11 protein-coding genes and 1 pseudogene are annotated in these 12,043 nt (G+C 54.8%); 9 read left to right on the forward strand and 3 right to left on the reverse strand.

The window, feature by feature from the left end; all coding sequences use genetic code 11:
- The first annotated feature begins 68 nt into the window (after nucleotides 1-68).
- The 5 genes from FEE96_RS21985 (at nucleotide 69) to FEE96_RS22000 (ending at nucleotide 3,095) form a co-directional block, all read left to right on the forward strand.
- Nucleotides 69-470, forward strand: a complete 402-nt coding sequence (locus FEE96_RS21985; RefSeq protein WP_138165282.1) for a VOC family protein — start codon at nucleotides 69-71, stop codon at nucleotides 468-470.
- A gap of 114 nt (nucleotides 471-584) precedes the next feature.
- Nucleotides 585-737: a hypothetical protein gene (locus tag FEE96_RS23610; protein ID WP_171021786.1), complete on the forward strand. Its 153-nt coding sequence runs from the start codon at nucleotides 585-587 to the stop codon at nucleotides 735-737.
- Entirely contained in the window at nucleotides 734-1,393 is a 660-nt protein-coding gene (locus FEE96_RS21990; protein ID WP_138165283.1) for an aspartate/glutamate racemase family protein, read from the forward strand. The genes FEE96_RS23610 and FEE96_RS21990 overlap by 4 nt, the downstream gene beginning before the upstream one ends.
- An 8-nt stretch (nucleotides 1,394-1,401) precedes the next feature.
- A complete protein-coding gene (locus FEE96_RS21995) occupies nucleotides 1,402-2,325 on the forward strand; it encodes a dihydrodipicolinate synthase family protein (protein WP_138165284.1) in 924 nt (307 codons plus the stop codon).
- A complete protein-coding gene (locus tag FEE96_RS22000) occupies nucleotides 2,325-3,095 on the forward strand; it encodes an SDR family oxidoreductase (protein ID WP_138165285.1) in 771 nt (256 codons plus the stop codon). The genes FEE96_RS21995 and FEE96_RS22000 overlap by 1 nt, the downstream gene beginning before the upstream one ends.
- 97 nt (nucleotides 3,096-3,192) lie before the next feature.
- Here FEE96_RS22000 and FEE96_RS22005 read toward each other — a convergent pair whose 3' ends face one another.
- Complete coding sequence (locus FEE96_RS22005; RefSeq protein ID WP_138165286.1) at nucleotides 3,193-4,131, reverse strand: LysR family transcriptional regulator; 939 nt, start codon at nucleotides 4,129-4,131, stop codon at nucleotides 3,193-3,195.
- A 152-nt stretch (nucleotides 4,132-4,283) separates the two neighbouring features.
- On the opposite strand from FEE96_RS22005, the gene FEE96_RS22010 reads away from it, so the two are divergent.
- The 4 genes from FEE96_RS22010 to FEE96_RS22025 all read left to right on the forward strand — a co-directional run bounded on the left by FEE96_RS22010 (nucleotide 4,284) and on the right by FEE96_RS22025 (nucleotide 9,633).
- Nucleotides 4,284-5,294, forward strand: a complete 1,011-nt coding sequence (locus FEE96_RS22010; protein ID WP_138165287.1) for a TAXI family TRAP transporter solute-binding subunit — start codon at nucleotides 4,284-4,286, stop codon at nucleotides 5,292-5,294.
- A gap of 134 nt (nucleotides 5,295-5,428) precedes the next feature.
- Nucleotides 5,429-7,648 carry a TRAP transporter permease gene (locus FEE96_RS22015; protein ID WP_138165288.1) on the forward strand — a complete coding sequence of 740 codons (2,220 nt, stop codon included), beginning with the start codon at nucleotides 5,429-5,431 and terminating at the stop codon, nucleotides 7,646-7,648.
- Complete coding sequence (locus FEE96_RS22020; RefSeq protein ID WP_138165289.1) at nucleotides 7,645-8,901, forward strand: NAD(P)/FAD-dependent oxidoreductase; 1,257 nt, start codon at nucleotides 7,645-7,647, stop codon at nucleotides 8,899-8,901. The genes FEE96_RS22015 and FEE96_RS22020 overlap by 4 nt, the downstream gene beginning before the upstream one ends.
- A 12-nt stretch (nucleotides 8,902-8,913) precedes the next feature.
- On the forward strand, nucleotides 8,914-9,633 hold the full coding sequence (locus FEE96_RS22025) for an aspartate/glutamate racemase family protein (RefSeq protein WP_138165290.1): 720 nt from the start codon (nucleotides 8,914-8,916) through the stop codon (nucleotides 9,631-9,633).
- A gap of 237 nt (nucleotides 9,634-9,870) precedes the next feature.
- Here the strand turns inward: FEE96_RS22025 and FEE96_RS23900 are convergent.
- Together FEE96_RS23900 and FEE96_RS22055 are read right to left on the reverse strand one after the other, a co-directional pair.
- Nucleotides 9,871-11,238, reverse strand: a pseudogene (locus tag FEE96_RS23900) (Tn3 family transposase); the annotation flags it as partial.
- A gap of 16 nt (nucleotides 11,239-11,254) precedes the next feature.
- Nucleotides 11,255-12,043 carry an ATP-binding cassette domain-containing protein gene (locus FEE96_RS22055; RefSeq protein WP_138165293.1) on the reverse strand — a complete coding sequence of 263 codons (789 nt, stop codon included), beginning with the start codon at nucleotides 12,041-12,043 and terminating at the stop codon, nucleotides 11,255-11,257.

Below are 12,043 nucleotides of genomic sequence, written 5' to 3' on the forward strand. Positions count from 1 at the left end.
GCGGTGTTGACTCTGTATTCCGCGTGTATACCATTTGCATACTGATCAACGGATATCGGAAGCAACACATGACATTGCAAAACCCGCAGCGACCTACGGGCGGCGTCGTACTGGCAATAACATTTCAGTATTACCGCGACCTGCCGCGCGCGATGGCGTTTTACGAGGACGTCCTCGGGTTCACCTTGGCCATCGATCAAGGCTGGTCGAAAATTTACCAGATTGGCGGGCAGGCGCATGTTGGCCTCGTGGACGAAGCCCGGGGCATGCAGAAATGGGCCGAGCATAAGACCGTACAGGTTTGTCTGCGCGTACCAGACCTCGATGCATGGCATGCGTGGGCTGCCTCGCAAAAAATACCCGGTCTCACGGTGCCACGTGACAGCGACGAACTGGGCATCCGCGCCTTCGTCATGAACGATCCCGAGGGATACCAGATCGAGGTACAGACCGCCAAGCCCGGTCATTAGGCCAAACCAAAATTTTAACAAATCGACCAAGCTGGCACACCTTTTTCCAAGTCGAAAACAGAGGGATTTCCGTGCAATATCTATCGCAAACCATCCTTCGCGCAGGCGCTGCAAGTGTTGGATCAAGGCCACACCAACCGAGTGGACGAAGAGGCAATCTTGGATGATGCAGCAGAGCAGCCAGCCTTGATGATTGAGCGCATCAACTGCGCGGATGATTTGGCGCTACCACCTGGTTTTTGGGGAACCAAAGGAACCGATACATGACAATTTATATAGTAAACCCAAACAGCAGCCAGCATGTGACCGAGGGCATTGACCACGCCGTTGATCCCATGCGTGCGGCCAGTCCTGTACCGATCGAGGCGCGCACCCTGATCGAAGGACCGCCGGGGATTGAGACGCAGGCGCATGTGGACGGGGTGGTTGCGCCTATGCTAGCGCATTGCGCCAAACTGGAAAACCAGGCTAGCGCCTTTGTTGTTGCATGTTATTCCGATCCCGGACTCGCCGCGTTGCGCGAACAATCAAACCATCCGGTGCTGGGAATTGCCGAGGCATCAATTCTGACAGCGATGACGCTGGGACAGAAATTTGGCATCGTGTCTATCCTGTCCAAAAGCGTACCGCGCCACATGCGTTATGTGGGGGCGATGGGCGTGATGGACCGGCTTGCAGGCGATCAGCCTCTTGAACTGAGCGTCCTGGAACTGTCAGACAAAACGCGCACATTTGAACGGCTCAAGACCGTTGGCACCAGCCTGCGCGATGGCGTGATGGCGGATGTGCTCATTCTGGGGTGCGCAGGGATGACAGCATTTCGCGCGGACCTTGAGGCCTACCTTGGTATCCCCGTGGTCGAACCCTGCCAAGCAGCTGCTGCAATGGCAATTGGCCGCGTAGCCCTTCAAAAGACACGATAGGAAAATACATGACACGACTGACAACCGAAGCCTCCGGAGTATTTGTGATCGCGGTCACCCCCTTTCATCCCGATGGTCGGATCGACATGGAAAGTTGCGACCGAATGGTTGATTTTTATCTCGGCGCAGGCGCCACGGGCCTGACCGTGTTGGGCATGATGGGTGAAGCCCCCAAGTTGACGGTTGAGGAATCTCGCGATGTTGTGGCGCGCATCTTAGCCAGGGTGAAGGGCAGGGTGCCGGTTATGGTTGGCGTTTCTGCGCCGGGCTTTGCGCAAATTGATGTGATGACAAAAATGGTGATGGATATGGGGGCGGCAGGCGTCATGGTTGCCCCACCGGGCAATCTGCGCACCGACGACCAGATTGTGAATTATTACAATCAAGTGGCTGAATTGATCGGCGATGTTCCATTTGTTTTGCAAGACTTTCCATTGGCGACCGGCGTTCAGATCTCCCCCAAAGTCATTGCAAAAATTGTCAACGACCTGCCCACATGTGTTTGCCTCAAACACGAGGATTGGCCGGGACTGGAAAAAATTACCTATTTGCGCCGCGAAGGTGTGCTGAACAAACGCATCTCAATCCTGTGTGGCAACGGCGGCGTGTTCCTGCCGGAAGAAATGGCACGTGGTGCCGATGGGGCGATGACCGGCTTTGCCTATCCCGAAATGATGGCAAGCGTGGTTGAGTATTACAGCAAGGGTGAGATTGAACGCGGGCAGGATATCTTTAACGCCTACCTGCCACTTGCCCGGTTTGAACAGCAACCCGGTATGGGCTTGGCGATCCGCAAATACACCCTCGCGAAACGCGGAATTATTGCACATGACACGCTGCGGCGGCCCGGCGCGCCCCTTTCGGCGCTATGCCGTGACGAAGTGGACGCCCTTATCTTACGACAGGAAAAACGATTGATGGAGCTTAACTGATGGATCTTGAAATTAACGGAAAACGCGCAATTGTTTTGGGGGCCAGCCGGGGCCTTGGAATGGCGATTGCACAGTCACTGGCGTCCGAAGGCGTGACCGTTTTCGCAGCCGCCCGCAGCGTTGATAAGATTGCCACCTGGGCCGAAGGCATGGATAATGTGCACCCCGTGCAACTGGATCTTGGCAAGATCGAAGAGGTTGACGCCGTAGTAGACAACCTGCTGAAAGATGGTGGTGTGGACATCATCATAAACAATGGCGGCGGCCCGCCTCCGGGCACGGCCCAAACAGCTGAGCGTGCGGCATGGTTGACATTTTTTGAGTCGATGGGCGCAAACCTGTTCCACATGAACACGCGCCTTTTGCCAAAGATGAAAGAGCGCGGTTGGGGGCGGATCATTTCGATCACATCCTCAGGAGTTGAACAACCAATCCCAAATCTTGCGTTGTCCAACGGCATACGGTCAGCTGTGGTGGGCTGGTCCAAGTCACTTGCAAATGAAGTTGCAGCAGATGGCATAACCGTGAACATCGTCATGCCTGGGCGCATCCATACACAAAGGGTGGACGAACTGGATGCAGCGGCGGCAAAGCGGACAGAGACGGATGTAAAAGAGGTTGCAGCCAAGTCTCGCGGAACGATCCCAGCGGGCCGCTATGGCAAACCAGAAGAATTCGCGGATGTCGTCACTTTCCTCGCCTCAGCAAGGGCAGGCTATGTGACTGGTTCAAAGATACGGATCGACGGTGGATCAATTAAGTCGATATAAATTTGGGGGCCAGTTAGACGCTGGCCTTCATCATTTTCGAAAGTCTCGCATAGCGTGGTTCGATCAGGCGCAGATCAACGGTGTCGATGCGAGCACCTTACGTGTCACTTTTGGGCCGTTCCCAAGCTTTCAACTGAACTTTCACCCAATCTCTCCATTGGTTCACAAACTCTTCGGCAAGGTAGGACATCGGTCTTTGACGAGGGGTCAGGATGGAATAGCCAAAAGGAATATCCGGTTTGAAGGGTAGGAATTTGATCCCGCCCGCAGGGCTGTTGCTGTGCAAGTAGCTGACAGCACTGAGAACATCGACGATGGCGCAGATCTGGCCGGCTTCCACGAAGTTATACAACGGTAGGAAATACTGCGCATCCACCCGAACCTTGAAGTTGGCACCTGTGCTGTCAAAGGCCTTTTGGGTTTTTTGATAGGTTGAATGGCTCGATTGCAACGCCCCCATAGGGGCGCCGTCCAAGTCTGTGGTTGTTATGACATCCCGACCAGCTAGCGGATGTGACGCGGATAGTGCACAGACACAGTTGCAGAATATTTCCTCGTTCAGAAACAGGCTTTCTTTGTCAGTCGCACCTGTGGAATCGCAGAATCCGATATCATACTGCTGTGCGGCGACCAGATTGCGGACCTGTGGTGAACTGCGAGTCGACAAGGAGACGTCAACGCCGGGTGTGTCGGCGATGAAGCGGCTGATGAATTCCGGTAGCAAATATGAGGACGGGCCTGGCATTGCAACAATCCGAAGGGTGCCCTCTGTCCGGTCGCGAAGCGCGGTCATGTTTTGCTCTGCCGTTTTCAGCCGGTCCAGCACATCCGACGCTTCGGACAGCAGGTAATGCGCCTCGGGCACGGGAACCAATCGTCGCCCTTCGCGCAGGAAAAGCGGCATGTTCAGATCCGTTTCCAGGGTTTTCAGTGAGGCGCTGATGGCGGGTTGGGTCCGGTGCAGATTGCGGGCGGCCTGGCTGATCGACCCGGATCTCATAATTTCTCGAAAAACTGTAAGCTGTTGCAAGTTCAAGAAAAGACTCCATCCATAAATGAAATTTATGGATACCATAAAATTTTGAGTTTGTGTTTATCTAATTTGCCAACCACCTTTAGCCTATCGAAATTGCATCAAGCAGTCCCGGTCAAAACGGGACGCAGCACGATACCAGGGAGAATTTGACAATGAGCTTTATCAAGAAAATAACAGCAACAGCGCTGGCCTGTAGCATGGTAACCGGGGTTGCACATGCACAAGACATGACCTTTTTCCGTATTGGCACCGGTGGGGCAGGCGGGACCTATTTCCCAATTGGTGGTATTATTGCCAATGCGATTTCCAACCCACCCGGCTCACGGGCCTGCGAGGACGGCGGCAACTGTGGTGTGCCCGGACTTGTGGCGATGGCGCAATCCACTAATGCTTCGGCGCATAATGTGAATGCGATCCAAACAGGCCAGATGGAGGCAGGCCTGTCCGGTGCAGCGACCCTGCATTTTGCCTATCACGGTACGGCAAAATTCGAGGGCAATGCCAAGCCTGATCTGCGGGTGATTGCCAATCTTTATCCCGAAGATCTGCATCTGGTGCTGCCAGAGGGTCAGAATCTGGGCAGCCTTGGCGACCTCAAAGGTCAGCGTGTTGGCATTGCACAGGCCGGATCTGGCACCCAGATTGCTGTTGAACTGATCCTGGGTGACTACGGGGTCAATCGGGACAATATCGATGAAGCCGAGCTGAACAACAGTCAGTCTGCGGAACGAATTGCTGATGGCCAGCTGGATGCCTATTTCTATGCTGCTGGTACCCCAGTGGCCGCGATGATCCAACTGGACAACACCAAAGGGATGGAATTGCATAATTGGTCCGCCGAAGAGATCAAGATGGCAAATACTACCGTGCCTTACTACATTCCTTCAAAAATCCCCGCAGGCACTTACCAAGGCATAGACTACGACGTTAACACGGTTGCCGTGTCGGGTATGTTGGTGACAAATGCCAACCAGCCTGAAGAGTTGATCTATGAAATCACCAAGGCGATGTGGTCTGATACGGCGCGCAAGCTGCTGGATAATGGCCATCCAAAGGGTCGTGCAATCACGCTTGAAACCGCACTGGAAGGTGTCGAAGGCATCGGTGTTCCATTGCACCCTGGCGCCGAGCGTTTCTACCGTGAAATGGGCATGATCAAGTAACCAAACTCTCCTGACTGCGGCAGCGAAAATGTTCTTTTCGCTGCCGCCTTTTGTTTGCCTGTTAGTGGCAGGGCAGTGGCTATTGCGGCCGCGCCTGCACAGGGCGACTGCATCCAATTTTTTGGGAACCTCCTATGCCCGTCAATTCGCATCTCGACAATAAAACGCTGGAAGAGCTGGAAAAGAAGTATGATTCAGCGCTGAACACCCGTGACAATGGCCCCGTGCTGACCAGGGTGATCTACTGGGCCAGCATTTGCTTTGCGCTTTATCACCTGTGGACTGCGGGGTTTGGTACGCCGGTTGACCATGTTCACATGGGCATCCACTTGTCGGGGTTGTTCCTGTTCATCTTTGTTGGTTTCCCATTGATCAAATCAGCCCGTGCTCTGGAATGGCGGGGCGGGCGGCCGTTGGCTCCGGGCAATGTGCCGTTATATGACTGGGCGCTTGCAGCTTTGGGCATTTCTGCGGCGCTTTTCCTGTGGCTCAGCTGGCGCGGGTTTTCCGGCTTTGGATTTGACATCGACGAGCAGGCGCTGCGTCAGGGCAACCCATCGGGGCCGGATGTGTTCTTTGGCTCCATTCTGGTGCTGACCGTATTAGAGATTGCCCGCCGGACAATCGGCTTTGTGCTGCCGCTGATTATTCTGGTCTTTATGATCTACGCCTTGTTTGGCCCCTATATGCCGGCGCAGATCCTGAAGCATCCGGGCGTCAATTGGCAGCAATTCGTCAACAACATGTATTTCCCGTCCGAGGGCATCTTTGGGGTGACCCTGTGGGTGGTTTCAACAGTGGTGTTTCACTTTGTGCTGTTCGGCGTGGTGGCGCAACGCATGGGTTTGGGACAGTTTTTTGTTGATAACGCGATGATCCTGGCCGGGCGATATACCGGTGGTCCAGCCAAGGTCTCGGTCATATCGTCTGCCTTCTTTGGCACCATCTCGGGCAGCTCGATTGCCAATACGGTGTCTACCGGATCGCTGACCATCCCCAATATGAAGAAGATGGGGTATCCCGGCCATTTTGCCGGCGGGGTTGAGGCCGCGGCCTCGGCTGGGGGGCAAATCACGCCACCCATCATGGGCGCTGCGTCCTTCCTGATGGCTGAGTATCTTGAGGTGCCCTATACCACCATCGTGATCGCTGCCATTGTCCCGGCGCTGATGCACTATATCGGCGTGATGTCGATTGTGCATTTCACCGCTAAACGGTTGAAGTTGCCCACCTATACCCGGGATCAATTGCCCAATATGGTGGCCGTGTGGAAAGACGGCTGGTATACGATCATTCCGCTGATCGCGCTGCTGCTGGTGTTGTTCTCTGGCTACTCCCCCAATATGGCCGCCTTTATCGGGCTCAACCTTTGTATTGTCGTGGGGTTCTGCGGCATGGACCGACCGCTGACTTTGCCCATACCGCTCGCCTTACTGGGGTTCATCTTCTGGAAGGCCTCGCCCTATTCCGGCGAGGGGTATTCCCCCGAGATGGCCGGCATGCTGGCGGCGCTGACCATCCTTGGCAGCCTGCATCGCAACAAAAGACAAAGCTTCCGGGACCTGTTTGATAGTTTTCACGTCGGTGTTCAATATGCGCTGGCCGTGGGGGCGGCTTCGGCTGCGGTGGGCATTGTTGTCGGCGTTATCAACACAACCGGAGTTGGCTTCCGCCTTGGCTTTATGGTGACTGGTGGTGCGGCAGATATGGCGGCGACGCTGGCCCCGCTGCTGGACTGGACCGGGCTTGAAACCTTTAGCCACAGTTCGATTCAGCAATTCCTGTCACTGGTCCTGATCGCTATGGCCTGTATCCTGATGGGGGCCGGGCTGCCGACCACGGCGCTCTATATCATGCTGGTGGCTGTCGCCACACCGGCCCTGAACCAACTGGGGGTGCCGCCGCTCGCCACCCATATGTTCGTGCTGTATTACGGTGTGATTTCCGAGATTACTCCACCGGTTTGCGCGTCCGCCTATGCCGCTGCCGGTATCGCCGGCGCCAACCCGTTCCGAACTGGCATGAGCGCCTTTACCCTGGGGTTGGGGAAACTGATGGTGCCAATGGTGTTTGTCTATGCGCCGACAATGCTGATTGTGCTGCCCGAGTATTTCACTTTGCTCAGCTTTCTGCAGGTCAGCATAACTTGCGCGCTGGGTGTTTTTGCCATTGCCACAGCAGTGTCCGCCTATTTCATGGCCCCGTTGAATAGTGTCTGGCGGTTACTGATGGCGATTGGTGGGATCTTATTGGTGGCTCCCAGTGGGGCTTCGGATCTTACGGCACTGGTTGTTATCGCGCCGGTTATCATCCAGCAGTTGGCCAGCCTGCGTCAGGAAAGGGCCGCCGCATGACCCAGAGGTCAAAAGATCAGGCCCCGGACGTCACAGTTCTGGGTGCGGGGATCATTGGTATCTGTACCGCTCTGTCGCTGATCGAAAAGGGGCTGCGCGTTCGGCTGGTGGACCGCGACGCACCGGGGCAAGCGACCTCTTTCGGCAACGCCGGGATCATCTCGCCTTGGTCTGTGGTGCCGCAATCTATGCCAGGGCTGTGGAAACAGGTGCCGGGCATGTTGTTGGATCCCTTGGGGCCGGTGGCGGTTAAGCCGAGCTATCTGCCGCGACTTGCCCACTGGGGGCTTCGGTTCATACGTGAAGGACGCAAATCACGCATTCCGGCGATTTCCGATGCTATGGAACTGTTGAACCGCGATTGCGTGACTCTTTTCCGCCAACACCTGGTCGGAACCGGGCGCGAAGACCTGATCCGTGACAGTCTCTATGTCCATGCTTTCCGCAACCCGGATTCTGCCAATCTGACGGATATTGGCTATGTCATGCGCAAGGAAAAAGGGGCGCGGTTAGAACGGGTCGGAGCGGCGGATCTGCGTGATCTTGAACCGGCCCTGAGCCCCGACTTTCAAGCCGCGGTGCTTATTCATGATCAGGCGCGGGCACTGGCCCCGGGCGAGATCGGCACGGTATTAGCCGACAAATTCCGTACCTTGGGTGGAGAGATTCTGCGCCAAGAGGTCACGGCGATCCGACCCGAAGATGGCGGCTGGACTTATGACACCGCCGAAGGCCCCTGCTGGTCTCCCAAACTGGTCCTATCAATGGGCGTTTGGTCGACAAAGCTGCTGCAGCCACTGGGTATCCGCATTCCGATGCAAGCCGAGCGCGGCTATCATGTATCGTTTCAGGATCCGGGTATCGCTCTGAACCATTCGGTAATGGACATGGATATGAAATTTGTCGCCTCGTCGATGAATGACGGGCTACGAGTTGCAGGCACCGCCGAGTTTGCCGGCCTTGATGCGCCACCCAATCAAAAAAGGTTGGATGGACTAATAAAACTGACCCGGTCCATGCTGCCGAACCTGAACGAAAGCGACATTCACACCTGGTCGGGTCAGCGGCCAAGTCTGCCCGATAGCCTGCCGTGTATTGGTGAAATCGAGGGCTTCCCGGGGCTGATCGCTGCCTTTGGACATAGCCACTACGGCTTGATGATGGCGCCTAAAACCGGACGCATCGTGGCGGACCTCGTGGTTGAAACACCCGCCAATACAGATCTCTCGCCCTTTCGGGCAAACCGCTTCTAAAGGAGCATTCTCATGACTTTTGACCCCGGTGGACAAAATATCTGCGGCATCTCCATTGGTGTTCTGTCGCTGGAAAGCTATTTCCCCAAACCGCCGGGTCACATCAAGAACCCCTCGAGCTTACCATTTACTACGACGTATGAAATCCTGCATGGGATCACCGTCCCCAAACTACTGAACTCTCCGTCGCCTGACATGGTTGTACCCATTTTGGAGGCCGCGCGACGACTTGAAGCCCAGGGCGTGCAGGCCATTACTGGGTCCTGCGGTTTTCTCGCATTGTTCCAGAAAGAAATCGCCGAGGCAGTCTCGATTCCCGTCTTTGTGTCCTCGCTGTTGCAGGTCCCATTGGCTTACCAGATGACCCGCGCACCCGTTGGCGTGTTAACCGCGTCAGCTGCGGTATTGACCGACAAGCATATCGAGGGCGCCGGGGCACAGGGCATTCCGATTGTGGTACAGGGGCTTGAGGATACCGAAGAATTTTCCTCAGTCATCCTGAGAAACGAAAGAAATGGCATGGATTTGGCCAAGGTTAGGCACGAAGTTCTGATAGCAGGACGTCGATTGATAGAACGCGCTCCGGATGTTGGGACGATTGTTTTGGAATGCACTGATTTGCCGCCCTACGCCCATGATCTTCAAAGAGAGCTAAAGCGCCCCGTATTCGATCTGACCACTTTGGCGACCATGATGCACGACGTAGTATTGCGCAGGAGCTATTCGCTGTGATCTAAGCTAGGTTGCGATTCTTCTCTATCGTAGTTTTCTAAGTTTTTCGGTGAATGCTTCAGTGGGTGAACCCAAGAAGCCCACTCCAGTTGGAGCGCCTCGTTGTAGGGAAACTCGTCCGAAACTATGCGATCTACTTCCTCAACTCCATTGAGGGGTCTGATCCGGCTAGGTGCGGAATCGTATCATAGGCTGGTTTGGTCATTATTTTGGCTACCTATATTCACCTGTGAGCAGAATATGTGTGCGGCGCTGCATATCCACGTCGAGCAACCAGTCAATGATGAAAAACGTGCGTTCGATCCGGCTGATCTCCCGAAGAGTGACGGCCAGTTCGTGTTGACGTGGACACGACGCGGGCTATCGCAGAAGTTGGCTTGGCGACATAATCCCCGCCACCATAGTGGCCGCACTTCTCAGAATATCAGGCCAATTCGCGATGATCGTGTTTCTCTGATCTTGCCGCCAATCAACACTTTCACCTCTTTCGGCGCCGTGGTGGAATCAAGGACATAGAGCGGCGTTGATGGCAAATCTCGGATGCGGGGAATAAAGCGGTACGCGAGAAGCGAAGTGGCGGTAAAAACATGATCTGTGAAGCCGTCGGTATCAGCGTACTGCTCTTTGATCTCCTAGCCGGTTGCATTCATCAACGGGCCATCAAGGATATAGGGTGCTTCCCCCACAGTTGCTGGGATATTCTGCGTGGCAAGTGGCCAGAATTTATCCGAGATGTGGGTGTAGGCTTTCATCCCGGGATCGTTGCCATTTTTGGCATTTATAAGGTTCATCGCCTCTCCCTGACGGGTGGTCGGGAAGAACAGGCTGTCGCTGGAATCGGTTACGCCAGCACCGCAGAATTGCGACATTGGCAATGCTGATTGCGCTTCGATCACTATAGCGAGCGCCCGATTGATTCCATCACTTTCCATATGCCATCGTGACATACGCGAGAGCTGGAAATATTCACTGGTGTTGGACGCCTCTGCCATTTGCTCAGCCCGAGATTTAGACCCTCTGCCAGAAAGGCATTCAACAAGCCGATCTTATCCTTGCATGGAACGCCGGTTCGCAAATGCGTAAAGGCATCGATAAACCCGGTAGTCTTTTCAACATCCAGCAGAAGGTCTGTTTAAAGTCAGCGTCTCGCCGCAAGTGAGACAACCAGATATCACCAGACCGGAACGCATCTCACATGTGGAACAGGACAGCGACTTCCTATCCGCCTATGGCAACAATGGCGTCTTCAAGCGGCGCGTCATCTTCCATTGTTCCAAGCAGAGCCGATCTAAGATTGGAAAAGCCATGCAGGGCTGTTTTCGGGGCCGTCTTTGAACCTGTAAATCGCGTGTCACACAGCTTTGCATCTCGCCAGGTCTTGCCAACTACCCGATTATGGGATTCTACGGTTGCATCGGCAATGGCTGCTGCCCATTCTACGACACAGACGGCGATGATCGCCAGTCGCCGATTGCTGGAGATATCCGTAGAGTTATTACCGACCTCAAATTGGCGTAACCAGATAAATCGGCTGACGTGGCCTGCGACCTTTTCTGCCAGCATTTCCTCCAATCGGGTTTTGTCCTGTCTCCCTGCCGCTTTTGCTGCGGCAGGGAGGGTTTTAAACTGTTCCGCCCAAGCTACCTTCGAGAGAAACCAGCTCCTGACCCCCTGCCATCATATCCTGCAGCTCTTCGGGAGTAATCTGCCCACGCTGTGCTGTGCCGAGGGTCTTACCGCGATTCAGCACTGTAAAGCGATCACCAACGGCCATGGCATGGCGCACATTGTGAGTGATGAAAACTACGGCGATGCCTTGCTTGCGAACCTTGTCGATTGTCGCCAAAACATTGGCTGTCTGGCGGACCCCAAGAGCCGAAGTTGGTTCGTCCAGGATCAGGACCTTGGCCCCGAAATGCACGGCCCGGGCTATGGCGACAGTCTGGCGTTCGCCTCCTGACAGGGTGCCAACCGCCTGATCAGGTCCCCGAAGGTTGATGCCCATTTTGCGCATCTCTTCCATAGTCACTTTGTTGGCATAGTCATGGTCAAAAAACTTGAGCGGTCCGACGGATTTTTCCGGCTCGTTACCCATGAAGAAGTTGCGAGACACTGACATCAGAGGAATCATCGCCAGATGCTGGTGCACTGTCGCTATCCCTGCCGATATTGCATCTCGCGGATCAGCGAAATACATTGGTACACCTTCGAAAAGGATATCGCCGTGCGTTGGCTTATGGACCCCAGACATGGTCTTGATGAAGGTCGACTTGCCTGCACCATTGTCGCCCAGCAGGCAGTGGCATTCGCCCGGAAAGACATCTACTGAAACACCGGCCAGGGCAATGACGCTGCCAAAGTGTTTTTCGATGTTCTTCATTTGGATGATTGGAGAATTTTCAGAATTCAT

Source organism: Parasedimentitalea maritima (assembly GCF_005771405.1).
GTDB classification, from domain to species: domain Bacteria; phylum Pseudomonadota; class Alphaproteobacteria; order Rhodobacterales; family Rhodobacteraceae; genus Parasedimentitalea; species Parasedimentitalea maritima.